Origin of the sequence: Pusillimonas sp. NJUB218, assembly GCF_003788685.1 — a bacterium.
GTDB lineage: Bacteria > Pseudomonadota > Gammaproteobacteria > Burkholderiales > Burkholderiaceae_B > Neopusillimonas.
Map to the genome: position 1 here is coordinate 21,144 of NZ_NQMK01000004.1, position 22,334 is coordinate 43,477.

At 57.2% G+C, this 22,334-nt stretch carries 23 protein-coding genes; 12 read left to right on the plus strand and 11 right to left on the minus strand.

The genetic code is table 11. From position 1 onward, the window contains the following. The first annotated feature begins 41 nt into the window (after positions 1-41). Together CHR62_RS06500 and CHR62_RS06505 are read left to right on the plus strand one after the other, a co-directional pair. Positions 42-1,043: a rhodanese-related sulfurtransferase gene (locus tag CHR62_RS06500; RefSeq protein WP_123660412.1), complete on the plus strand. Its 1,002-nt coding sequence runs from the start codon at positions 42-44 to the stop codon at positions 1,041-1,043. Between the two features lie 92 nt (positions 1,044-1,135). Next, positions 1,136-1,732: a glutathione S-transferase gene (locus tag CHR62_RS06505; RefSeq protein WP_199722907.1), complete on the plus strand. Its 597-nt coding sequence runs from the start codon at positions 1,136-1,138 to the stop codon at positions 1,730-1,732. A 19-nt stretch (positions 1,733-1,751) separates the two neighbouring features. Here CHR62_RS06505 and fabI read toward each other — a convergent pair whose 3' ends face one another. The 3 genes from fabI to gloB are packed head-to-tail and all read right to left on the minus strand — an operon-like array spanning position 1,752 to position 4,628. Beyond that, positions 1,752-2,534, minus strand: coding sequence for an enoyl-ACP reductase FabI (fabI, locus tag CHR62_RS06510; protein ID WP_123660413.1), 783 nt, complete (start codon positions 2,532-2,534; stop codon positions 1,752-1,754). A gap of 35 nt (positions 2,535-2,569) precedes the next feature. Continuing rightward, positions 2,570-3,811 (minus strand): transglycosylase SLT domain-containing protein, encoded by a 1,242-nt coding sequence (locus CHR62_RS06515; protein WP_123660414.1) that lies wholly within the window; start codon positions 3,809-3,811, stop codon positions 2,570-2,572. Positions 3,812-3,821: 10 nt separating this feature from the next. Continuing rightward, positions 3,822-4,628: a hydroxyacylglutathione hydrolase gene (gene gloB / locus CHR62_RS06520; protein WP_093969361.1), complete on the minus strand. Its 807-nt coding sequence runs from the start codon at positions 4,626-4,628 to the stop codon at positions 3,822-3,824. A 16-nt stretch (positions 4,629-4,644) separates the two neighbouring features. Here gloB and CHR62_RS06525 point away from each other — a divergent pair, with 16 nt between their 5' ends. From CHR62_RS06525 to dnaQ, 5 genes are all read left to right on the plus strand, one after another. After that, the gene (locus CHR62_RS06525) at positions 4,645-5,412 is read left to right on the plus strand and encodes a methyltransferase domain-containing protein (protein ID WP_233574899.1); all 768 of its coding nucleotides are present in this window, start codon (positions 4,645-4,647) and stop codon (positions 5,410-5,412) included. Between the two features lie 22 nt (positions 5,413-5,434). Beyond that, a complete protein-coding gene (rnhA, locus tag CHR62_RS06530; protein WP_093969359.1) occupies positions 5,435-5,896 on the plus strand; it encodes a ribonuclease HI in 462 nt (153 codons plus the stop codon). 120 nt (positions 5,897-6,016) lie between these two features. After that, a complete protein-coding gene (locus tag CHR62_RS06535; protein WP_093969358.1) occupies positions 6,017-7,180 on the plus strand; it encodes an efflux RND transporter periplasmic adaptor subunit in 1,164 nt (387 codons plus the stop codon). 15 nt (positions 7,181-7,195) lie between these two features. Next, entirely contained in the window at positions 7,196-10,234 is a 3,039-nt protein-coding gene (locus tag CHR62_RS06540) for an efflux RND transporter permease subunit (protein WP_123660416.1), read from the plus strand. Positions 10,235-10,352: 118 nt separating this feature from the next. After that, positions 10,353-11,093 (plus strand): DNA polymerase III subunit epsilon, encoded by a 741-nt coding sequence (gene dnaQ / locus CHR62_RS06545; RefSeq protein ID WP_093969356.1) that lies wholly within the window; start codon positions 10,353-10,355, stop codon positions 11,091-11,093. Between the two features lie 2 nt (positions 11,094-11,095). Here dnaQ and CHR62_RS06550 read toward each other — a convergent pair whose 3' ends face one another. Continuing rightward, positions 11,096-11,293, minus strand: coding sequence for a hypothetical protein (locus CHR62_RS06550; protein WP_123660417.1), 198 nt, complete (start codon positions 11,291-11,293; stop codon positions 11,096-11,098). Between the two features lie 226 nt (positions 11,294-11,519). Between CHR62_RS06550 and serA the strand changes: the two genes are divergently transcribed. After that, on the plus strand, positions 11,520-12,719 hold the full coding sequence (gene serA, locus CHR62_RS06555) for a phosphoglycerate dehydrogenase (RefSeq protein ID WP_123660418.1): 1,200 nt from the start codon (positions 11,520-11,522) through the stop codon (positions 12,717-12,719). Here serA and CHR62_RS06560 read toward each other — a convergent pair. From CHR62_RS06560 to CHR62_RS06570, 3 genes are read right to left on the minus strand one after another with little or no spacing between them, the layout of a single operon-like run. Next, positions 12,694-13,152, minus strand: a complete 459-nt coding sequence (locus CHR62_RS06560; RefSeq protein WP_093969353.1) for an Rrf2 family transcriptional regulator — start codon at positions 13,150-13,152, stop codon at positions 12,694-12,696. The genes serA and CHR62_RS06560 overlap by 26 nt on opposite strands. Positions 13,153-13,165: 13 nt before the next feature. Then, positions 13,166-14,428, minus strand: a complete 1,263-nt coding sequence (locus tag CHR62_RS06565; RefSeq protein ID WP_199722906.1) for an NnrS family protein — start codon at positions 14,426-14,428, stop codon at positions 13,166-13,168. After that, positions 14,421-14,828, minus strand: coding sequence for a group III truncated hemoglobin (locus CHR62_RS06570; RefSeq protein ID WP_093969352.1), 408 nt, complete (start codon positions 14,826-14,828; stop codon positions 14,421-14,423). The genes CHR62_RS06565 and CHR62_RS06570 overlap by 8 nt, the downstream gene beginning before the upstream one ends. A 134-nt stretch (positions 14,829-14,962) precedes the next feature. Here CHR62_RS06570 and CHR62_RS06575 point away from each other — a divergent pair, with 134 nt between their 5' ends. Beyond that, on the plus strand, positions 14,963-15,958 hold the full coding sequence (locus tag CHR62_RS06575) for a glycosyltransferase family 2 protein (RefSeq protein WP_093969351.1): 996 nt from the start codon (positions 14,963-14,965) through the stop codon (positions 15,956-15,958). A 28-nt stretch (positions 15,959-15,986) separates the two neighbouring features. On the opposite strand, the gene CHR62_RS06580 is transcribed toward CHR62_RS06575, so the two are convergent. Then, complete coding sequence (locus tag CHR62_RS06580; RefSeq protein ID WP_123660419.1) at positions 15,987-16,394, minus strand: GtrA family protein; 408 nt, start codon at positions 16,392-16,394, stop codon at positions 15,987-15,989. On the opposite strand from CHR62_RS06580, the gene CHR62_RS06585 reads away from it, so the two are divergent. The 3 genes from CHR62_RS06585 (at position 16,393) to CHR62_RS06595 (ending at position 18,189) form a co-directional block, all read left to right on the plus strand. Further along, on the plus strand, positions 16,393-17,226 hold the full coding sequence (locus tag CHR62_RS06585) for a ChbG/HpnK family deacetylase (RefSeq protein ID WP_123660420.1): 834 nt from the start codon (positions 16,393-16,395) through the stop codon (positions 17,224-17,226). The genes CHR62_RS06580 and CHR62_RS06585 overlap by 2 nt on opposite strands. A 67-nt stretch (positions 17,227-17,293) precedes the next feature. Continuing rightward, the gene (locus CHR62_RS06590; protein WP_093969348.1) at positions 17,294-17,632 is read left to right on the plus strand and encodes a TIGR01244 family sulfur transferase; all 339 of its coding nucleotides are present in this window, start codon (positions 17,294-17,296) and stop codon (positions 17,630-17,632) included. Positions 17,633-17,727: 95 nt separating this feature from the next. Next, positions 17,728-18,189, plus strand: a complete 462-nt coding sequence (locus tag CHR62_RS06595) for a universal stress protein (protein ID WP_123660421.1) — start codon at positions 17,728-17,730, stop codon at positions 18,187-18,189. Positions 18,190-18,305: 116 nt separating this feature from the next. On the opposite strand, the gene CHR62_RS06600 is transcribed toward CHR62_RS06595, so the two are convergent. The 3 genes from CHR62_RS06600 to fdhF are packed head-to-tail and all read right to left on the minus strand — an operon-like array spanning position 18,306 to position 22,323. Continuing rightward, the gene (locus CHR62_RS06600) at positions 18,306-18,569 is read right to left on the minus strand and encodes a formate dehydrogenase subunit delta (protein ID WP_123660422.1); all 264 of its coding nucleotides are present in this window, start codon (positions 18,567-18,569) and stop codon (positions 18,306-18,308) included. Continuing rightward, on the minus strand, positions 18,566-19,441 hold the full coding sequence (fdhD, locus tag CHR62_RS06605) for a formate dehydrogenase accessory sulfurtransferase FdhD (protein WP_123660423.1): 876 nt from the start codon (positions 19,439-19,441) through the stop codon (positions 18,566-18,568). The genes CHR62_RS06600 and fdhD overlap by 4 nt, the downstream gene beginning before the upstream one ends. 11 nt (positions 19,442-19,452) lie before the next feature. Then, complete coding sequence (gene fdhF, locus CHR62_RS06610; RefSeq protein ID WP_123660424.1) at positions 19,453-22,323, minus strand: formate dehydrogenase subunit alpha; 2,871 nt, start codon at positions 22,321-22,323, stop codon at positions 19,453-19,455. Positions 22,324-22,334 lie beyond the last annotated feature (11 nt).

The following is a 22,334-nucleotide window of genomic DNA, read 5'->3' on the forward strand; positions in this document are numbered from 1 at the left end:
GTAAAATGGCGTTTTTGACGTTACGCTAATGTGTTACCCCTATGGCTCAATTTCTGGTCGCTGCCCTATATAAATTCGTTCGCCTCGATAACTACCGCGATATGCAGGCGCCGTTGCTTGAGGTTTGCCAAAACAACGACGTTACCGGCACATTGTTGTTGGCACAAGAAGGCATTAACGGCACCATCGCCGGCCCCGAGGCGGGAATTCGTGCTGTGCTCGCTTATTTGCATGCCGACCCGCGCCTGGCAACGCTCACGCATAAAGAGTCGTGGGCCGACAAGCAGCCGTTCTACCGCATGAAGGTCAAGCTCAAGCGCGAAATCGTGACCATGGGCATTCCTAATGTCGAAGCCGAGACCCGCGCTGGAAAATATGTAAAGCCCGAAGACTGGAATCAATTGATTACCGACCCCGATGTGGTCGTTGTTGATACGCGCAACGACTACGAAGTCGCCATTGGCACTTTCAAAGGTGCGGTCAACCCTGAAACCGTCAGCTTTACGCAGTTCCCCGACTGGGTTAAGCAAGAGTCAACCGACGGTGGGGTGCTGCGGCAAAAGAAAAAAGTGGCCATGTTCTGCACTGGCGGCATTCGCTGCGAGAAATCAACGGCTTATCTTAGGTCGCAAGGCTTTGACGAGGTCTACCACCTGGAAGGCGGGATTCTGAAGTACCTTGAAACTGTGCCCGCAGAGCAGAGCTTGTGGGATGGCGAGTGCTTTGTGTTCGACGAACGTGTTTCGGTGGTGCATGGCCTTGATCAAGGCAGCTACGAACTCTGTCGTGCTTGTCGTTATCCATTATCCGACGCCGACAAGCAGTCACCTCAATTTGAGTCAGGTGTTAGTTGCCCGCATTGTCACGATAAACACACCGAGGCCCAAAAGCAGCGGTTTCGCGAGCGTCAAAAGCAAACTGAACTGGCGGCCCAACGCCGCGAACGTCATATCGGCGCCCGTCTGGAAGCGCAAAAAGCTGCCAAGGCTGCCGCTAAAGAAAAGGCCCGACTGGCGGCGCTGGCGGGCCAGAAGGGCAAGTAGCCGTGACCGAGGCCATTCTTGGCGGGCAAGGTGCGGGGCCGATCGAAGGGCGGCTCCCTATTTTGTATTCGTTTCGTCGGTGCCCTTACGCCATGCGCGCCCGCCTGGCCATTGCCGCGAGCGTTACACGTTGCGAGCTGCGTGAAATCGTCTTGCGAGACAAGCCGGCCGCGATGTTGATGGCCTCGCCCAAAGGTACCGTACCTGTCCTGGTCGATACCGACGGTACGGTGATCGACCAAAGTCTTGACATCATGCTGTGGGCCTTGAGCCAGCGCGATCCACAAGGGTGGTTGAACCCGCAGCACCGGGTAGCTATGTTGGCCCTGATCGAAGAGTGCGATACGCAATTCAAGTTCCACCTGGATCGCTACAAGTACCCGCAGCGCTACGAAAATACCCAGCCCGAACCGCATCGTGATGCCGGTATGGCCTGGTTGCAGGGGCTGGAAGCTCGCCTGGAACAAACGCCCTACCTTTTTGGGGCGGAACCTATGCTGGCCGATATGGCGATTGCGCCTTTTGTACGGCAGTTTGTCCATACCAACGCCGATTGGTTTGAACGCCAACCTTTGCCCCAAACAAAACGCTGGCTCAAGGTGTTTCTTGAGTCAGCGTTGTTTGCTTCGGTGATGCACAAATACCCGGTATGGCGTACAGGCGAACCGGGGGTTGTGTTCCCCGATTAATACTGTAGGTCGGGGCGGTTTACTCCATGCCCGGTACAACCGTAGAGAACCCGGCGTCGACGTGGGTGATTTCGCCGGTAACGCCTGCGGCCAGTTCAGACAGCAGAAATGCCGCTACATTACCGACGTCTTCGGTGGTGACGTTACGGCGCAGCGGGGCGTGTGCCTCGACGTACTTCAGAATCGAACCAAAATCTTTGATGCCGCTAGCGGCCAATGTTTTGATGGGGCCGGCTGAAATACCGTTGGCGCGAATGCCCATGGGGCCTAACGAATTGGCCAGGTAACGCACGCTGGCTTCGAGCGAGGCTTTGGCCAGGCCCATGGTGTTGTAGTTGGGGACGACTTTTTCAGCGCCCAGGTAGGTCAGCGTCAATACCGAGCTGTTCCGGCCTTTAAGCAGCGGCAGGGCGGCTTTGGCCAGCGCCGGAAAGCTGTAGGCCGAAATGTCGTGAGCAATCCGGAAGCCCTCGCGCGACAGGCCGTCGAGGAAATCGCCGGCGATGGCTTCGCGTGGCGCAAATCCGATAGCGTGAACCAGGCCGTCAAGACCGTCCCAGCGCTTACCAATTTCGGCAATGGTCGATTCGATTTGCGCATCATCACCTACATCGCAGGGCAACACGATGTCGCTGCCAAATTCGGCGGCGTATTCGGTAATGCGGTCTTTGAAGCGATCGCCGACGTAGGTGAAGGCCAGTTCTGCGCCTTGCTGGTGGCAGGCCTTGGCGATGCCATAGGCGATAGAGCGGTTGGAGATAACGCCGGTGATCAGGATGCGTTTGTTTTTAAGAAAACCCATGATTGAGCCTTTTGTATTGGTAATGATTGGTTGTGTCAGCCGCGAACATTGGTGCCAGGTACCCGTAGGCGCGTGCCCAGCCCCAAGTTGTTGCTTTTTAAGTTGTTAAGCCGCCGTAGCTCTTGTACCGACGTGTTGTAGCGTTTGGCCAATGTATAAAGGGTCTCACCCTTTTTGACGGTATGGGTGCGCGCGCTGGGGCCCCGTTTGACAGTCTTGTTAGCCGGCTTGCCCGCCGAGGGTAGGCGGTTGATGGGTGCCGGTATGGGTAGTGCCGCACCACCGGTTGTGTCCAGAGACGCCAGTTGAACACCGCCTTCGGTTGCGGCAGTCAGTTGTTGATTTTTGTAGGCTTCGAGGTTGGCCTTGAAAATGTCTACCCGATGTGTCGGCAGCAAGATTTCGGGTGCGTCGTCTGCCACGATAATCGACCGATGGAATGAGGCATTCAGAGCCTTGAATTCGTCAAGGGGCATTTCGGCCAGCCGGGCCACATCTTCGACCGCCATCGTTTGGGTTTTGCGAACAGCGGTGAAATATGGGGTATTGCCAACAGGCGGCAGTGTCATGCCGTATTTTTTCGGGTCGGCAATGATGTTTTTAATGGCCTGCAATTTGGGTACGTAGTTACGTGTTTCGTCGGGCATTTTCAGCGACAGGTAATCAGTACCGTCGCCCGCCGCCTCGGCCTTTTCAATGGCGCGGCGCACCGAGCCTTCGCCCCAGTTGTAAGACGCTAGCGCCAGATACCAGTCGCCTTGGAATTCGTACAGATAGGTGAGGTATTCGAGGGCAGCGTGGGTGGAGGCCACAGGGTCGCGGCGCTCGTCGCGCCAGTTGTCTTGTTTTAAATTGAAGTGCAAGCCCGTGCTGGGAATAAATTGCCACAGCCCGGATGCTTTGGCCCGCGAGTAGGCCTCGGGGTTGTAGGCGCTTTCGACAAAGGGTAGCAGGGCCAGCTCGGTGGGCAGGCCGCGTCGTTCGAGCTCGTCGACAATAAAGTAAATGTAGCGCTTCGCACGCTCGCTCATGCGGTAAACCGATTGCGGATGCGAGGCGTAGTAGTTTGTCCAGTGGTCGACCAGCGGGTCGTTAAGATTGGGGATGGCGAAACCGCGACGGACGCGGTCCCAGATATCGGCGGGTGGGTTGGTCAGGTCGATGGTGCGCGATGTGTCGACGGCAGCATAGGGCGAGCGGTCGGATTTTTGCGCACCTTGGTGGGCACAGCCCGCCAGAAGCACCACCAGTAATAACGTAAATAGTCGTGAAAGCATGGGTACTGCGTTAAAAATTGTTCTTCCATTCGCGCAGGCATGCAAACACAGCGACCGCAGAATTCAGCGGTTTGCCTGCATGATTCTGGGCGGCTTCGATAACTGCACTTTGCAGCGGCCGCAGGAATGGGTTGGTTTCGAGCTCGAGGCTGATGGTGGATGGCAGTGTAGGCAAACCTTGCGACCTGGTTTGCTGTGCCGATTCCCAGCGCTTTTTTAACACGGGGTTTGCCGGTTCGACGGCAAGTGCCCAGCGCAGGTTAGACAGGGTGTATTCATGGGCACAGCACACAAGCGTGTTTAGCGGTAATGCTTGCAGTTTCCCCAGGGAGTTCACCATGTCGGCAGGGGTGCCCTCGAAAAGGCGCCCGCAACCTGCGGCAAATAGTGTATCACCACAAAAAACGACAGGCTGGTCGTCGTCGAGATAGCCAAAATAAGCAATGTGGCCCGCAGTGTGCCCTGGGATGTCGAGTACCGAAAGGGTAAGCCCCAGGTGGTCGAGCCCGACTTCGTCGGTTTCTTTCAGGCCGTGATCGCATACCGGGAGCTTTTCGCCGATAGGGCCGTACACTGTGGCGCCGGTTTTTTCTTTGAGCTCGAGTACGCCGCCGACATGGTCGGGGTGGTGATGGGTAACAAGAATGGCATCCAGCGTCAGGTTATGTGCGTTTAATTGTTCGAGCACCGGGGCGGCATCGCCCGGATCGACCACGACCGCGTGGTTGCCTTTGCGAATTAACCAGATATAGTTGTCGGAAAATGCCGGAACCGGAACCAGACGGGTTGTTTTCGGGTCTTGAGTAGTATTAACCATGGCGCAAGGAGCTTGTGTGTTTGAGTTGGACCAACCGCTGATCACCGAACTGGCCGGATGGCTGGAAACGCCGGCCGGCCAGTACGTGCGCAACTGGGAACAGAAAAAAACCAATGGTATGGTGACCAACGCGTTTGGCTACCACGCGGTACAGGTGGGGTTGCCGCACTGGGACTTACTGGCTGCAAACCGCATACCGCACAAGATACACACCCATTCGGGTTTCAGTGAAGACAGCCTGATAGGCGCCAGCCCGGCACTGTATGCCCAGCCCGAGCAGCTGCCCTTCGAAAGTCAGTCCGTCGACTTGCTGATATTACCCCATGTTCTCGAGTGTTCCAATCACCCGCATCAGGTGCTGCGCGAAGCCGAGCGTGTACTGGTCCCTGAGGGGCGGTTGGTGATCTCTGGTTTTAACCCCTGGAGTCTTTGGGGGGCGCAAGCGCGTATTCCGGGCGTCGACCCCCTGGTGCCAGTGCCTGCCCATATGCAGGTGTCTTTGCCTCGTCTGAAAGACTGGTTCAAGTTGTTGTCCCTTGAAATTGACCGGGGGCACTTTGGTTGCTACGCTGCGCCCTGCTTTACTCAGCGCTGGCTGCAACGCTGGTCTTTCATGGACGCCGCAGGCGACCGCTGGTGGCCGGTATGTGGCGCGGTTTATGTGGTGGCAGCCGTCAAACGCGTTGCCTCTGTGCGCCTGGTGGGGCCGGCCTGGAAGGGCAAAAAGAAACGCCGTATGCGCCGGGCCGCCGTTGTGGCCAGCCAGCGTCAGGCAGGCAGTTAGGTTAAGTCAATACAAGGAAAGCATGAGTTTGCAACACATTGCACCGGTCAATATCTGGACCGACGGTGCTTGTAAGGGAAACCCCGGATGGGGGGGGTGGGGCGCATATTTGCGCCAGGGGCGTCACGAAAAAAGCCTGTGTGGCGGTGAGCCCGAAACCACCAACAATCGTATGGAACTGATGGCCGTCATTCAGGCGCTGCGGGCCCTGAAGCGCCCGTGCAAGGTTGTGATTCATACCGACTCGCAGTATGTGCAAAAGGGCATGACGGAATGGCTCGAGAACTGGAAGCGTCGGGGTTGGCGCACGGCAGATAAAAAGCCGGTCAAGAACGCCGACCTCTGGCAGATGCTGGATGAACTTACTCACGAGCACGAGTTGACTTGGCGATGGGTGCGCGGACATGCCGGTGACCCGGGAAATGAAAAAGCCGATGCGCTGGCCAACGAAGGGGTGGAGGTCGCGCGACGCGCCGCGGCTTAAGCGGCTAACCCTGGCCCTGTGACGGTTTTGGGGCCGCACGCTACGCCAGCATGCGCTATTATCGACGTCGGTCTTTTCAGGGCCGGTTTCCACAACCCGCTTATAGATGAACACGCTTTCATGAACAAGAACGTTGCAGGATTTCTGGTCGTATTGGGTTTAGGCGCTGCACTGGGTGTGGCCGGATCGCGGTGGTGGGGGCCGGGTGCAGGTCAACCTGCCCAACCTTCCAGTGCCCCTGCTGCGACGCAGGCGGCAAAATCTACGCCTGCGCCGGCTGCCGGACCTCGGCAGGTGGGGGTCGAAGTGACGCCGGTGGTTCAGGTCAGCATGCCCCGGGAGGTCTCCGCGGTGGGCACCTTGCGTTCTGAAAATGCGGTTATTTTGCGCCCGGAAATTGCCGGCCGAATTGCTGAGATCAAGTTTGCCGAGGGGCAGCCGGTCAAGCGCGGCGAGTTGTTGGTGCGACTGGACGATAGCGTCGTTAAGGCTCAGTTGCAGCAGGCCCAGGCCAACCTCAGCCTGGCCAATACCCAGTATCAACGGTCTCAAACCCTGACTCAGCAAGGGTTTATCAGTAAGCAGGCGCGCGATGAAGCGTTCAACCAGCTTAAAGTGCAGCAGGCGGCCGTGGCGCTGGCGCAAGCGCAACTCGATAAAACTGCAATTTTGGCGCCATTCAATGGCGTGATTGGTCTGCGTCAGGTGTCGGTTGGGGACTACGTCAGTGCCGGTACCGATATTGCGCCCATCGAGTCTATCGATCCTTTGCAGGTCGATTTTCGTGTTCCTGAAGGTTATGTGGATCAGATTACGGTCGGGCTTGGGCTTACCGTACGCTTCGACGCGTTGCCCGGCGAGTCGCGCCAAGGTGTTGTGAAGGCCGTGAATCCGCAAGTTGATGTGGGCGGGCGTTCCGTTTTGGTCCGAGCCGATGTACCCAATAAGGACGGTCGATTGCGTCCGGGCATCTTTGCCCGGGTGCAACTGATGTTCGAGAACACGCAGGTGACTGTCGTGCCCGAAACCGCCCTGCAGTCGGCCGGCCCGGAGCGTTTTGTCTTCCGTGTTGAAGACGGCGTCGCGCGACGGGTTGTGGTCGAGATCGGTCAGAGACGATCGGGGCAGGTCGAAATTTTGAGTGGCTTGCAGCAGGGTGACCAGGTTGTGGTGGCCGGCTTGCAGAAAATTGCCGATGGCACGCCCGTACGTATTCTGACCTTGCCGGCAGCGGCGGGTGCTTCAACTCCTGCGCCGGCTGCCGCCGGTACGCCGACTTCCTGATCCGGGGAACGCACCATGGTCTTGTCCGAAGTTTGCATCAAGCGCCCAGTATTTGCCACCGTGCTTTCCTTGCTGGTGGTGCTGGTTGGGCTGATTTCATACGACCGCCTGACGGTGCGTGAGTATCCGGCCATCGATGAACCGGTGGTGTCGGTCATGACCGACTATAAGGGAGCGTCACCCGAGGTGGTTGAGTCGCAGGTGACCAAGCCGCTTGAAGATCAGTTGTCGGGCATGGAAGGCGTTGACGTGATGACGTCGCGCAGTCGCTCCGAGCGCAGCTGGATCAACATCAAGTTCAACATGGATCGCGACCCGGATGCGGCCGCCGCCGACGTACGCGACAAGGTCTCACGCGCGCGCCGTTTCTTGCCCGACGAAATCGACGAACCGGTCATCAGTAAGGTCGAGGCCGATTCAACCCCGATTGTGTACATTGCCGTCGACGCCGGTAGTTTGAATACGATGGAGGCGTCCGACTACCTTAATCGCTATATCAAAACCCGTTTATCGGTTCTGCCCGGGGCAGCCGAGGTTCGTATTTTCGGTGAGCGCCAGCCGGCCATGCGCATTTACATCGATCGGGCCAAACTGGCGGGCTATAACCTGACTGTACAAGATGTCGAGTCGGCGCTGCGTCAACAGAACGTGCTGATTCCGGCCGGTCGCATCGAGTCGGCCATGCGCGAATTTTCTGTGGTGTCGACCACCGACTTGCAAACCGTGCAGCAGTTTAAAGATGTCATTGTGGCCACCGTCAGTGGCTATCCCGTGCGCCTAGGCGATTTGGCCAATGTCGAGATCGGCCCGGCCGAAGAGCGTATTTTGTCGCGTTTTAATGGTAATGACGGCCTTAATATTGGCATTACCAAGCAATCTACGGCCAACCCGCTCGACCTGTCACGGGCGGTGCGCGCCGAGGTCGAGGAAATCAATCAAAATCTGCCCGACGGCATGCGTTTGAACATTGCGTACGACAGTTCGGTGTTCATTCAAGAGTCCATCAACTCGGTGTACATGACCATCCTCGAGGCCGTGGTGCTGGTGGTGCTGGTCATTTTCTTTTTCTTGCGCAGTGTGCGCGCCAGTCTTATTCCCATTGTCACCATTCCGGTGTCGCTCATCGGTGCATTTGGCATCATGTATTTGTTCGGTTTCTCGATCAATACACTGACTTTGCTGGCTATGGTGCTGGCCATTGGTTTGGTGGTCGATGACGCCATTGTGGTGCTCGAAAACGTATATCGACACATCGAAGAAGGGAAGTCGCGGCTTGAAGCGTCTTTCCTGGGGATTAAAGAAATTGCCTTCGCGGTCATTGCCATGACGTTAACGCTGGTGGCTGTTTATGCACCGCTGGCCTTTGCGACCGGTCGTACCGGTCGCCTGTTCATCGAGTTTGCCCTGACCCTGGCCGGTGCGGTATTGGTGTCGGGTTTTGTGGCACTGACTTTAACCCCCATGATGTGCTCCACCTTGCTCAAGCATCAACCTTCTCACGGCAAGGTATACATGTTTATCGAGCGCTTGCTTGAAGGCATGACCCGCGCTTATCGAAACAGTCTGGGTTTTGCGTTGCGCCATCGCATGGCCGTTGTGGTGCTGGGCCTGGTGGTGGCCGCGGCTAGCGGCGTGTTGTTTAAAACCATAAAAAGCGAACTGGCGCCTCTGGAAGACCGTGGTGTGGTGTTTGGCGTGGTGAGCGCCCCAGATGGTTCCACGCTCGATTACACGCTCGATAGTGTGAAACGTATCGAACAAATGTATGCCGGTATTTCCGAGGCATCGGGCAACCAGTCTATTGTCGGGTTCCCGACGGTGACCGAGGCGTTTGCCATTTTGCGGCTCAAGCCTTGGGGTGACCGCGAACGTTCGCAGCAAGAAATTGCCGCCGGTTTGTTGCCGCAGTTTATGGGGCTGCCCGGCGTGCGGGCGTTTCCAAGCAATCCGCCGTCTTTTGGTCAACGGGCCACGTCAAAGCCGATTGAATTTGTCATCATGAGCCAGGCCCCATACGAAGAGATCGGTCGCCTGGTCGATGGTTTCGTCGAGAAGCTTTCTGACTACCCCGGGTTGCAAAATATTGATACTGACCTGCGTCTGAACACCCCAGAGCTGACGGTGGCGGTCAACCGCGAAAAATTGGCCGACGTCGGCGTTGATGTCGGCACGGTAGGCCGTACGCTCGAGTCCATGCTGGGCGGCCGGCAGGTAACGCGCTTTCGCGATAGTGGCGAGCAGTACGACGTGATTGTGCAGGTCAGCAAACAAGACCGTGCCGATCCGCGCGATATTTCGGATATTTACGTGCGTACTGCCCAAGGGGGCATGGTGCAGTTGTCCAACTTCTTGGACGTGACCGAAAGCGTTTCACCGCAGTCGCTCAATCACTTCAATCGTTTGCGCGCCGTTAAGGTACAGGCGTCTGTGGCGCCTGGGTACGCGCTGGGCGAGGTGCTTGACCACATGTTTGCCGTTGCACGCGATACGTTGCCGGCCACGGTGCAAATCGACCTCGACGGTCAGTCGCGCGAGTTCCGCGATTCGTCAGGTAGTATTTACCTGGTGTTTGTTATGGCGTTGGCGTTTATTTATCTGGTGCTGGCCGCCCAATTCGAAAGCTGGCGCAATCCGTTCATTATTATGCTGTCGGTGCCGCTGGCCATGACGGGCGCTTTGTTGGCCCTGTGGCTTACTGGCGGGACATTGTCTATTTATAGTCAGATTGGTCTGATTACGCTGGTGGGGCTAATTACCAAGCACGGTATTCTTATTGTCGAGTTTGCAACCCAATTGCGTCAGGAAGGCCGTGATGTGCTTGATGCGGTAACTGAAGCCAGTGTGTTGCGACTGCGCCCCATTTTGATGACGACAGGGGCGATGGTATTGGGTACGGTGCCGTTGGCACTGGCAACCGGCGCTGGTGCCGAATCGCGCGAGCAGATTGGCTGGGTGCTTGTGGGTGGCCTTTCTTTTGGTACATTGCTGACCCTGTATGTGGTGCCTGTGGCCTATTCGCTTATTGCTGGTCGGCAGGCGGTCAGGGCCGCTTAAAGCCCTATAGGCGTCGCCCAATGTTGTATTCTGCGCGGCGTCCGTTCTGCCTTTGCCTTGCGTCGGCCCGCTTTCAGGGCCCTCGGCATTGTTAATGTTTTTTATTGTTTAAATTGTCATGCGCCAAATTATTCTCGACACCGAAACGACAGGTCTGGACCCAGCTCAAGGGCATCGTGTGGTTGAGCTAGCCTGTGTCGAGATGGTCAATCGCAGCCTGACGGGCCGTCATTTACATTTATATCTGAACCCTGACCGCGACAGCGACCCCGAAGCATTGAACGTGCACGGGTTGACCACCGAATTTCTGTCTGCGCACCCGCGTTTTCACGAGGTGGCTTCCCAGCTAGTCGACTATGTCGCCGGTGCCGAGGTCATCATTCATAATGCGGCGTTCGACGTCAAGTTTCTAGACGCCGAGCTTGAGCGCGCCGGGCTGGGGCCGTTTCGTTCGCTCTGCGATTCGGTGACCGATTCTTTGTTGTATGCCCGTGAATTGCACCCGGGTAAACGTAATTCGCTAGATGCCTTGTGCGAGCGCTACGGCATTTCTAATGCGCATCGTACCTTGCACGGCGCGCTGCTCGACTCCGAGTTGCTGGCTGAAGTCTGGCTGGCCATGACGCGCGGGCAAGACACCTTGCTGATGGATTTCGACGCGCAAGACGGTCAGGGGGGCGGCGGCTCGGGGCTGACGGCTTTCGACGCGTCGGTGCTTAAGGTTTTGCGGGCTTCCGACGCCGAACTGGTCGAGCATCAGAAATATTTGAAGGTGCTTGACGATGCCGTCGGCAAGCCTTGTCTTTGGCGATCTCTCGACCCCTTGTCCGAACCCTCGGGCACTGCAGTCGAATCCTGACTTTAATTCGTGGTTTTCAATTTTTGCCCGGTGCGGCTTAGCCATGCACTAAGTCGTCGTGCCAGCGTTTCTCCGGTACTCGGTGGCATATAGCATTTCATGAGTGATGGCAGCACGTAAGCGGCTTGGGCCGCTTCGCGTCTGTAACGCGCGTTGTCAGCCAGGGTAGGGCTGCGGTGGTTTGCGGGGATGATTTTCATGTTGAACCTCCGTTCGGAACCTTGAACACGTTTCCAGACCGAGATGCGGCCGGATAATCAAGGGTACTCAAGCAAGATTCGTGCCACGAACATTGCCACAGGCTAGTGGTTTGCACTAATACGACACATTAAGCATACTTACCCCTGATTGCGGTAGGGGTGAGCAGGCCATGGTCGCCCGGATGGTCCACAATGAGTTTTGGGTATTTTGTTACTGGAAGGCATCATGACGCGAATTGTTCTATTCGAAAATATTCACCCCAGCGCCCTGGAAGTGTTCAACGAAGCGGGTTTGACCGATGTGTTTACCTATGCTGCGGCCTTGCCGCCAGCCGAACTGCGCAGCGCGCTGCAGGGGGCCGAACTGGTGGGTATCCGGTCGCGCACGCATCTTGATGCCGAGCTTTTTTCTGCGTTGCCCCAGCTGCGCGCGGTGGGTTGTTTTTGCATCGGTACCAACCAGGTCGATTTGAATACTGCCATGCTTAAGGGCATACCGGTGTTCAACGCACCATTTTCGAACACGCGTTCTGTAGCTGAACTGGTTTTGGGCGAAACTATTTTGTTGTTGCGTCGCATCCCCGAGAAGAATGACCGTGTACATCATGGCCACTGGGACAAAACCGCCGATGGCGCCTTTGAAGCGCGTGGTAAAACGCTGGGCATTGTCGGGTACGGCAATATCGGATCGCAAGTGGGCATTTTGGCCGAGGCGGCCGGCATGCGCGTGGTGTTCTACGATGTTGAAGCCAAGCTGCCGTTGGGTAACGCCCGTGCGTGTACCTCGCTGAATCAGTTGCTTGAGCAGGCCGACGTTGTAACGCTGCATGTACCAGGTGGCAGCGGTACCAAAAACCTTATTAATGCCAAAGCATTGCAGGTCATGAAGCCGGGCAGCATTTTAATTAATGCGTCGCGTGGCACAGTGGTTGATATTGATGCCTTGCATCAGGCGTTGCAAAGCGGGCATTTGTCGGGTGCGGCCATCGACGTCTTCCCGGTCGAGCCCAAAGGGCGCGACGAGGCGCTGCAAAGCCCGCTTATTGGTATGCGTAACGTCATTCTTACACCGCATATCGGCGGCAGCACGCAAGAGTCCCAAGAAAATATCGGTCGTGAAGTGGCCGAAAAACTGGTGCGCTTCATTAAAAGTGGCACGACCAAAGGCGCGGTCAATTTTCCCGAGATTCCTTACCAGGATGCCGGGGGGGCGACGCGTATCTTGCACGTTCACAGAAATGTGCCGGGTGCCTTGGGCACGCTCAGCAGCCTGATGGCTTCGCACGGATTGAACATCGTTCGCCAACAATTGCAAACGCTTGGCGAGGTTGGTTATGTGGTGTCCGATGTCGAGGGCGAAGTTAGCGATGCTGTAATGGCCGAACTGCGCGCCAGCGCCATCACGATTCGATGCGATCGAATTTAACCGGGTGTTCGCCGGCCAATGCATGCGCTGCGGCCGGCGGCGGCAATATATCGGCTAGTGTGTAGCCGTCGAGGTGGTGTAAAAATTGTTCGAGCGCGCCGGCAAAAATGCCGGTCAGCCCGCATTGTCCTGTCAGTGTGCAGGCGTTGCCTGCGTTAAAGCACTCGACCAGGGCAAAATCGTTTTCGGTGTCGCGCACTACTTTGCCCAAGTTGATGTCGTTGGGCGGCATGGCCAGGCGCATGCCGCCGTTTTTGCCCCGTATCGTGTCTATCCACCCGTTTTGTGCCAGGCGATGAGTCACCTTCATGAGGTGGGTTTCTGAAATGCCGTAGGCGCTGGCGATTTCGGCAATGGTACAGAGGCGGTTGGGGTGCTGGCCTACATACATGAGCAGGCGTAACGCGTAGTCGGTCAGGGTCGTGAGGCGCATATCAAATTATGTTTTAGCTGGGCCGTCGTGGGCTGGCTGCTGCACGTAAATTTACCGTTGTTGCGGCCATGGGTTCGGCATTAAAGCGTGGCCGGATCAGCCAGGGTACAAACCGCCAAAGGTACAACGCCAACGATACTACCCAGCACGCCGCTGCTAAATGCAACAAGCCAGGGGCAAGCGACGACGGCCATAATGCGGCAAGCCGCAAGCATACCGCAGCCAGCATGAAACCGTAACTGGCCACCATGCTGCGATCGAGCAGCAGTGGCCGTCCGAGGTGCCCTAGGGCAGTACGCGTGACCATGCCGATAATGAGCACCGAAAAGCCGCCCATACCAATGATGTGTGCCGGCACTGCCGCGCGGGTCAATGCGCCGGGGGTTAAGTCGAGCAACCAGGCACCAGCGGTAATCAGTCCCAGTCCCATGAAGGCATACCCGATGTACAGAATCCATAAAATGGGTTTGCTGCGCACTGCGACTGGTTTCCAGGAGAACAATTGGTACAGGCTGATGAGCCCGGTCAGGGCCAGTGCGATGGCCATGATGCGGGGTAGCCCAACCAGCCCGGCGGCAATAGCGAATAAACCCAGGCCCAGTTGTAGTTGGCCCGTGCCAATGTGCATGGGCAGTTCGAGCCCATTAATGGCCCGCATGGCGAAAAAAGGGATCACCCGGCGTGCGACCAGCAGCGCAATAACCGCCATGTCGACGAGCCCGATATTGAATGCGGTCATCAGGGCGTTGTAGTCGCCTAACCAGGCCGCGTGAATGTACAGCAGGTTGGCGATAGCCAGCCCCATTGCCAACCAGGGTACGCCGTAGTTGCGTCGGCTTTGTGTTTTGCCTATAACCCGCCATAGCGCCAGGGCAGCAATGGCAAAGAATAAGGTTTCGGCCACCACGGCAATGGCCAGCCAAATGGTAGTGCTGCCCAAATAAGCCAGCCGCGCCACCAGCCATAGCCCGAACAGTAGAGCCAGGGGTTTGCCCTTTAGCGGGTTGATGCCTGTCCAGGTGGCCGCTGCGGTTAACAGAAAGCCGACCGCGATGGTGGCGATGAAACCCCAAAGCATTTCGTGGGCATGCCAGGCCAATACACCTATGCGAGGCGACAGCAGGCCCGGTGCATATACCCACAACGCCACCGAAACCAGGGCCCAGAGCACACCGGCCGGGTACAAGGGACGAAAGCCCATTTCGAGGAGGGCATCCCATGATGGTCGGCCGCGCCCTTTTTGTGCGGGTTCGGCAATGTTAAAAATTTCAGGCACGCGCAACCTCACGCAAGGGCGCGTTGGGGGTGTTGTGCAGTTGGTAACCGTACCACAGGCTGCGTGCGATACGTTCGGCAAGGGTTTCGGCCTTTTCGGCCATCGCCCGGTTGGGCAGCGTGGCCAGCGTGCTGTGGAACAGGTCGAGCCAGTGGCCAAACAGTTTCCCGGTCAGGTTGGGCAGGGCAATGTGTTTGGGCATAGGCGTGCCCTCGTAGGTGCCCGTGCCTCGTAGCATCGATGACCAAAATTGCACCATGCGTTCAAGGTGGGTGTCCCAGTCGTGGATGTGATGATTGAAAATAGGCCCCAGCTGTTCATCTTGCCGGATTCGGTCATAAAAAAGATGAACCATTTGCCGTATTTCGTCTTCGGTGCAAAGCGTGTCTCGGGTCGACATGATCGGGCCTTTCAATAAGATAACTATTAAATAAATCTTAGCGGCGGGTCGGTTCAAACGTCAATAGTTTTTTCCGGAATCAATAAACTGTAAACTGGCCGTTTGACCAGCGCAGTATTGTCATTTTTCAGATTATGTCGAGCCTCGAGTCCATTAGTTGTGTTGTACCCTGCCTGAATGAACACGCCAACCTTGGGGTGCTGCTTCCCGGCCTGATCACTGTACTTAAAAAGATGGCGCCGCGCTACGAGATTATTGTGGTCGACGATGGCAGCACCGACGCAACGCCTGAGCTGGTCAACCGGCTGGCGGCGGCACACCCCGAAATCGTTTACCTTCAGCTGTCGCGCAACTTTGGTAAAGAAAACGCGCTTAGTGCCGGGCTCGAGGCGGCGCAAGGTCAAGTAGTGGTCAGTATGGATGCCGACCTGCAACATCCGCCGGCACTCATCCCCGAAATGCTGGCGCGCTGGGAGGCCGGTGCCGATATGGTTTATGGTGTGCGTGCCAGCCGCCACGACGAATCGGCCTTTAAACGTATCGGCACCAAATTGTTTTATCAGCTGATGCGCACGCCCGGTGGCGTGCGTGTGCCCGAGAACGCGGGAGACTTTCGGCTGATGGATCGTTCGGTGGTCGATGCCTTGTTGATGCTGCCTGAACGTAATCGTTTCATGAAAGGGCTGTTTGCCTGGGTGGGTTTCAAGGCCGAGCCTTTTTACTATCACCCGCCCGAACGCCTGCACGGCACAAGCACTTTTAAACCTTTCAAGTTGTTCGGGTTCGCCATCGATGGCCTGACGGCATTCACAACCTGGCCGCTACGCGTGTTAAGCGTTGCGGGCTTTGTCATTTCTTTACTGGCGTTTGCCTTTGGCGCTTTCACGGTGATCAAGCATTTGTTGTTTGGAGACCCGGTGCAAGGGTTTACGACGCTGGCGACGGTTATCTTGTTTTTTGCTGGCATTAATTTGGTGTCGGTGGGCGTGCTGGGCGAATATATCGGGCGTATTTTTGGCGAGGTCAAGAATCGCCCTGTGTATATTGTGCGCAAGCGTCATGGTCATGGGCTCGCGTCTTCGGGTGTCGAACCTGTCAACGAAGTTAAGCGTGGGGCTCGCGAGTCTTGACGACGGCAACGACGATTGTCGCGGGGGCTTAAGCTGTATTTTTTTTCTGGGGCGCTTGTCTGAAAGCCCAGAACCGGCCGGCAACAAAGGTCAAGACGGCGATTGCAATCAATATCAGGGCCAGCAGTACGTCGTAACGTATTGGTGTGGTGTGCAGCAGCAGGGCATAAGCTGCTTCGTTAACACCAAAGCCAACCGCCGATACCGCAAAGAAACGGCGCAGTGCCTGGCCAAGCGGTGCCCCCTGGTGCTTGAAAGTCAGGGTATAGTGCCCGGCAAACGATACACAAAATGCAATCAGCCAACCTGCTACGTTGGCTAGCAACGGGGCCAGCCCCAGTAACGATACCGTGGCCACGACGACCAGCCAATGGGTTGCCGCGGCAGTACAGCCCACTAATACAAACCAGGCCACCTGGCCCATTAATTTTTGCATGACAAGTTCGCAAGACAAGCAGGCCGGCAAGTGCGACCTGAAACCGCTCATTGTATGCGCCGACGACTTCGGCATGAACCCCGCGGCCAATCGCGCCATATTGGCTTTGGCTGATGCGGGGCGTTTGAGTGCAACCAGTTGTCTGGTTGATGGCCCTTACTTCGTGCAAGGCGCGGCGGCTTTGCTTGCCCAACGGGTACAAAAAGGGCTGCACCTTAATTTCACCGACGACTTGGGGCAGCCTGGCCTGCATCAACCGCTAAAGGCGCTTATTCGCGATGCGTATCTGTATCGTCTTGATGTGGCTGCTGTGCGGGCGCAAATCGTACGCCAGCTTGATCGCTTTGAAGCGGTGATGGGGCAGGCGCCAGATTACGCTGATGGCCATTTACATGTGCACCAACTACCGCAAATTCGCGACGAACTGGTGTTCGAGTTATCGCGAAGGTACGCAAACATACCTGGGTTTTGGCTGCGCAGCACCCAAATGCGATCGCAACCCGCTATACCGGCTCGCTTGCGTTTTAAGGCACGCGTCATTCAGGCCTTGGGCGCGGGTGCACTGGTCAGGCTGGCTCACGAAAGCGGTTTTGACACCAACGTGCGTTTCCTGGGTGCCTACGACTTTCAGGGCGGGGAGGCCGCTTACGGGCGTTGGCTCGAGGCGTGGGTGTCGGTAGCCCAGTCGGGCGATGTCATGATGTGTCACCCCGAACAGGCCGATGCAGGTGATACGCGCACTGACCCGCAACGCAATGCCGAATTCAAGTTGTTGAGCGGTCCGGTATTTGCCGATGCGTTGACGCGTTACGGCGTGCGTGTGCAGGTGTAAACTGGAAGGCAAATATTCATTTTTTAGCGGCGTGGGTACGCTGCTGCTGTCAGACGGAGCAAACAAAATGGCTGTACCTGTTAACCCCCTTACCAACAATTTTTCGGTCGCTCCGCAGTTGGCGCCCGAAGACATGGCGGCTGTTGCTGCAGCCGGCTACAAAAGCGTCATTATCAATCGTCCCGATTTCGAAGGCGGCCCCGATCAACCCACCTCGGCCGACGTTATCGCTGCGGCAAAAGCGGCGGGTTTGCAGGTAGAGTATCAACCTGTCGTTAGTGGCGCCATTACAGTCGACGATGTTTCCCGCTTCGCCGAACTGCTTAATACATTGCCCGGCCCTGTATTGGCTTATTGTCGTAGTGGTGCCCGCTGCACCAATCTGTTTCGCGCCGCGAACTCTTGATTCAACGCAAATTACGGCAGAATCCCGACTTTATTTTTTTTACGTCCGTTCGTACCATGGTGTACCTACATTAACCCCTGTAAAAGGCTCAACCCATGTTCAAGAAAATTCTTATCCCCACCGACGGCTCTGCACTTTCGGCACAGGCGGCCAACAAGGGTGTATGTTTCGCCAAAGAAATTGGTGCTGAAGTGGTGGCATTGCATGTATCGCAACCTTTCGCGGCGACGGTCGGGTTTGATGGCATGGCTGCAGCCTATGCCATTACCGACGAAGATTACGACAAAACGATAGCTGAACAGGCTGAAAAATACTTGCAGGCGGTCGCCGATCGCGCTGACACTGCTGGTGTAAAAGTCAGTAAAGTGGCTACGACCAATTTCAATGTGGCCGACGGCGTGGTCCAGGCTGCCGAAGAAAATGGTTGCGATCTAATTTTTATTGGCAGTCACGGCCGTAGTGGATTGTCGCGTTTGCTACTGGGTAGCGTGACGGCCAAGGTGCTCAGTCTGGCTAAAACAGCCGTGCTGGTGTATCGCGTCAAAGAAGATAAATAACCCATCGGCTTGCCGGTACCGCTTGTATCAGGGGCCGGCACTTAGGGTGTTGCCGCTTGTGTGTTCCGTGTTGTACGGGCACAAGCGGCATTTTTATATCTGTTGTCGGGTGGGTGTCAGGCCGTTGTGGCTGTCTTGGGCATCAAGCGGTCGCGATGCTGAGTCAGGGCCTCAAGCGCAATGGCGTTCAGTTCGATGTTCGGGGTTTTGCCATCGGGGTGGGCTGCCAGATAGTCGAGCAATGCTCTACGCATGCGCGGTTCCCAGAATTTCTGGATATGGTTGGTTACCCCTTCAATGCCCTCGGCGCGGTCGGGCATGGCATTGAAGAAGTCGCCAATCCGGTTGGCCAGTTTGATCAAGTGGTCGATATTGTTCACGAGGGGCTTCCTTCGCTGGAAAGATATTCGGGGTGGGCGTATACGGTAAAGCTATTTTGCCGGGTAAAGCCCAGGAGTAAAACATTCAGGTTGTGCGCCATTTGAGTGGCGTAGTGTGTGGGCGCCGATACCGCCACAACGGTGCCGATGCCGGCTGCGGCAGCTTTCTGAACCATTTCGAAGCTGGCACGGCTTGAAATGACGGCAAAACCGTCGGTTGTCTCTTGGCCTTGCTTGGCCAGATGACCGATGAGTTTGTCGAACGCATTATGACGGCCAACGTCTTCTCGGACAGATAGCAGTTGCCCTTGCGCGTCGGCCCAGGCGGCGGCGTGTGTGGCGCCGGTTTGAGCGTGGACAGGCTGGCTGTCGCGCAGGCGGCCCGCAGCAGCCAACACAGCCCTGGGGCTGATGCGTGTACTGGGGTTGGGTAGGGCGGGCAGCTTTCTTTCGACATCGCCCAGGCTTTCCAGGCCGCACAGGCCGCAGCCGGTGCGCCCAGCCAGGTTGCGGCGTCTTTGCTTAAGCTCGTTGATGCAAGCCGATGCAATGGTGACCTGAATGACGATGCCGTTGTCTTGTTCGCGTGTTTCGATGTCGTAGATGTCTGCTGGCCGACGGATAATGCCTTCGGTCAGCGAAAACCCATAGGCCAGGTCTTCGAGGTTTAGCGGTGTGGCCAGCACGGTGGCATGGCTGATACCGTTGTATTCCAGCGCAATAGCCATTTCGTTGGCGAGGACATCGGTTTCGGCGTGCAGTTCGGCTGCGCCGGCGCTGTATCGCCATACGGTAGACGACACCCCACCGCCCGTCGCCGGTGCGGGGGCACCGGTGATGGGGGATGCGGGTGTCGAGGCCGGATGGGTCATGCGGGAGACGATCAGTTTGAAGGCGCAGGTTCTTTGATACGCTTTTCAAGCAGGTCGTGCTGCATGTCGGTAAAGCGCGTCCAGTGGGTCTGCCAGTCGGACGGTTGGGTTACCCGGCGCACTTGCACTGCGGTAACCTTGTACTCGGGGCAATCGGTGGCCCAGTCAGAGCTGTCGGTGGTAACAACGTTGGCGCCCGACTCGGGGTGGTGGAAAGTGGTGTAAACCACACCAGGCTGCACCCGGTCGGTGATTTCGGCGCGCAAGGCCGTTTCGCCCGACCGGCTTTGAACGGCAACCCAGTCGCCCACATTAATGCCGCGTTCTTCCGCATCGTGGGGGTGAATTTCGAGCACGTCTTCGTGGTGCCACATGACGTTATCGGTGCGTCGGGTTTGGGCGCCCACGTTGTACTGAGACAAAATACGCCCTGTCGTGAGCAGCAGCGGGAACTTGCGCGTACTACGCTCGTCGCTGGGTACATACTGGGTAATGACGAATTTGCCCTTGCCGCGCACGAACTGGTCGATGTGCATGATGGGGGTGCCCTCGGGGGCGTCTTCGTTGCAGGGCCATTGAACACTGCCGCCCAGCTCGTCGATCCGTTTGAACGAAACGCCCGTAAATGTCGGCGTCAGGCTGGCGATTTCGTCCATGATTTCGCTGGGGTGTTTGTAGTTCATGGGGTAGCCCAGCGCATTGGACAATGCGCAGGTGGCTTCCCAGTCGGCCAGGCCGGCCTGGGGTTCCATGACCTGACGTACCCGTGAAATACGACGCTCGGCATTGGTGAACGTGCCGTCTTTCTCCAGGAATGACGAACCCGGCAGGAACACATGGGCGTACTTGGCAGTTTCATTCAGGAAAATATCCTGGACGATGATGCATTCCATCGCGCTAAGGGCCGCAGTCACGTGCTGGGTGTTGGGGTCTGACTGGACGATGTCTTCACCCTGACAATACAGTGCCTTGAATGACCCGCTGAGGGCGGCATCGAACATGTTGGGAATGCGCAGACCGGGTTCGGGCTGAATGGTAACGCCCCAGGCCTGTTCGAACTGGCGCCGTACTGTGTCGTCGGACACATGGCGGTAGCCCGGCAGCTCGTGAGGGAATGAGCCCATATCACACGAGCCCTGCACGTTGTTTTGTCCGCGCAGCGGGTTGACGCCCACGCCTTCGCGGCCGATATTGCCGGTGGCCATGGCCAGGTTGGCAATGGCCATGACGGTAGTGGAGCCCTGGCTGTGTTCTGTCACGCCCAGACCATAGTAAATGGAACCGTTACCGTGCGTGGCGAACAGGCGGGCCGCGCCGCGCAAGTCGTCGGCATTGACCCCAGTGATCTCGGCCATAGCCTCGGGCGAGTTTTCGGGGCGCGACACAAACTCACGCCATTCGTTGAAGGCCTTGGTCTCGCAACGCTCGGCAACAAAGGCTTCGTCGATGAGGTTTTCGGTGGCAATAACGTGTGCCATTGACGTGAGCAGGGCGGTGTTGGTGCCCGGCCGAACCGGCAGGTGGTAGTCGGCCTTGATGTGCGGCGAGCTGACCAGCTCGATGGTGCGTGGGTCGATGACAATAAGTTTGGCGCCCTGACGCAGACGGCTTTTCAGGCGCGAGGCAAACACTGGGTGCGCCGCGCTGGGGTTGGCGCCCATTACGATGACGACGTCCGTGTGCATGACCGAGTCGAAGGTTTGTGTGCCGGCCGATTCGCCCAGCGTGGTCTTAAGGCCATAACCGGTGGGCGAGTGGCAGACGCGCGCGCACGTGTCGACGTTGTTGGTGCCAAAGGCGGCTCGCACCAGTTTTTGGACCAGGTAGGTTTCTTCGTTGGTGCAGCGCGACGATGTAATGCCGCCGACCGAGTCGCGGCCGTACTGGTTCTGGATGCGGCGAATTTGCGATGCCGCGTAGTCAATGGCCTCTTCCCAGCTGACTTCGCGCCAGGGGTCGGTGATCTTCTCGCGAATCATGGGCTTGAGAACGCGGTCTTTGTGCGTTGCGTAACCCCACGCGAAACGGCCTTTAACGCATGAGTGGCCGCGATTGGCTTTGCCGTCTTTCCAGGGCACCATCCGAACGACTTCCTGACCTTTCATGTCGGCCTTGAAGGCACAGCCTACGCCGCAGTAGGCGCAGGTTGTTACTACCGAGTGCTCGGGTTGCCCCATCATGATCACGGTTTTTTCCATGAGCGAAGACGTTGGGCAGGCTTGTACACAGGCCCCGCAAGACACGCAGTCGGATTCCAAGAAAGTGTCCTTCTGGCCGGCAGTAATGCGTGATTCGAACCCTTTGCTATCGATAGTGAGCGCAAACGTGCCCTGGATGTCTTCGCACGCGCGTACGCAGCGGCTGCAGACAATGCACTTCGAGGGGTCGTAGGCAAAATACGGGTTGGAGGCGTCGGTTGCGTCGTTTAAGTGATTGGCGCCGTCGTAGCCGTAACGGACATTACGCAGGCCCACAACGCCGGCCATGTCTTGCAGTTCGCAGTCGCCGTTGGCGGGGCAGGTCAGGCAGTCGAGCGGGTGATCTGAAATGTACAGCTCCATGACGTTGCGACGCATGTCGTTGAGCTTTTTGTTTTCGGTGATGACCACCATGCCTTCTTCGACGGGCGTGGTACACGACGCGGGGAAGCCGCGTCGGCCTTCGATGTGTACCAGACACAAGCGGCATGAGCCAAAGGCTTCGAGCGAATCAGTGGCGCACAGTTTGGGGATGTTGATGCCCATTTCGGCGGCGGCACGCATGACTGAGGTGCCTTCGGGTACCTGAATGGTCTGGCCGTCGATAGTGAGGTTGACCAGTTGGGTGCTGACCCGGGCGGGTGTGCCGAAGTCACGGTCGCGTTTGGCAATGGTTTCTAGCATGATTGGCTCCG

What these genes read in the sequence shown, in the direction of transcription:
- CHR62_RS06500 (WP_123660412.1), top strand. Translation starts at nt 42, where the DNA reads ATGGCTCAATTTCTGGTCGCTGCCCTATATAAATTCGTTCGCCTCGAT.
- CHR62_RS06505 (WP_199722907.1), top strand. Translation starts at nt 1,136, where the DNA reads ATGCGCGCCCGCCTGGCCATTGCCGCGAGCGTTACACGTTGCGAGCTG.
- fabI (WP_123660413.1), bottom strand. Translation starts at nt 2,534, where the DNA reads ATGGGTTTTCTTAAAAACAAACGCATCCTGATCACCGGCGTTATCTCC.
- CHR62_RS06515 (WP_123660414.1), bottom strand. Translation starts at nt 3,811, where the DNA reads ATGCTTTCACGACTATTTACGTTATTACTGGTGGTGCTTCTGGCGGGC.
- gloB (WP_093969361.1), bottom strand. Translation starts at nt 4,628, where the DNA reads ATGGTTAATACTACTCAAGACCCGAAAACAACCCGTCTGGTTCCGGTT.
- rnhA (WP_093969359.1), top strand. Translation starts at nt 5,435, where the DNA reads ATGAGTTTGCAACACATTGCACCGGTCAATATCTGGACCGACGGTGCT.
- CHR62_RS06535 (WP_093969358.1), top strand. Translation starts at nt 6,017, where the DNA reads ATGAACAAGAACGTTGCAGGATTTCTGGTCGTATTGGGTTTAGGCGCT.
- CHR62_RS06540 (WP_123660416.1), top strand. Translation starts at nt 7,196, where the DNA reads ATGGTCTTGTCCGAAGTTTGCATCAAGCGCCCAGTATTTGCCACCGTG.
- dnaQ (WP_093969356.1), top strand. Translation starts at nt 10,353, where the DNA reads ATGCGCCAAATTATTCTCGACACCGAAACGACAGGTCTGGACCCAGCT.
- CHR62_RS06550 (WP_123660417.1), bottom strand. Translation starts at nt 11,293, where the DNA reads ATGAAAATCATCCCCGCAAACCACCGCAGCCCTACCCTGGCTGACAAC.
- serA (WP_123660418.1), top strand. Translation starts at nt 11,520, where the DNA reads ATGACGCGAATTGTTCTATTCGAAAATATTCACCCCAGCGCCCTGGAA.
- CHR62_RS06560 (WP_093969353.1), bottom strand. Translation starts at nt 13,152, where the DNA reads ATGCGCCTCACGACCCTGACCGACTACGCGTTACGCCTGCTCATGTAT.
- CHR62_RS06570 (WP_093969352.1), bottom strand. Translation starts at nt 14,828, where the DNA reads ATGTCGACCCGAGACACGCTTTGCACCGAAGACGAAATACGGCAAATG.
- CHR62_RS06575 (WP_093969351.1), top strand. Translation starts at nt 14,963, where the DNA reads ATGTCGAGCCTCGAGTCCATTAGTTGTGTTGTACCCTGCCTGAATGAA.
- CHR62_RS06585 (WP_123660420.1), top strand. Translation starts at nt 16,393, where the DNA reads ATGACAAGTTCGCAAGACAAGCAGGCCGGCAAGTGCGACCTGAAACCG.
- CHR62_RS06580 (WP_123660419.1), bottom strand. Translation starts at nt 16,394, where the DNA reads ATGCAAAAATTAATGGGCCAGGTGGCCTGGTTTGTATTAGTGGGCTGT.
- CHR62_RS06590 (WP_093969348.1), top strand. Translation starts at nt 17,294, where the DNA reads ATGGCTGTACCTGTTAACCCCCTTACCAACAATTTTTCGGTCGCTCCG.
- CHR62_RS06595 (WP_123660421.1), top strand. Translation starts at nt 17,728, where the DNA reads ATGTTCAAGAAAATTCTTATCCCCACCGACGGCTCTGCACTTTCGGCA.
- fdhD (WP_123660423.1), bottom strand. Translation starts at nt 19,441, where the DNA reads ATGACCCATCCGGCCTCGACACCCGCATCCCCCATCACCGGTGCCCCC.
- fdhF (WP_123660424.1), bottom strand. Translation starts at nt 22,323, where the DNA reads ATGCTAGAAACCATTGCCAAACGCGACCGTGACTTCGGCACACCCGCC.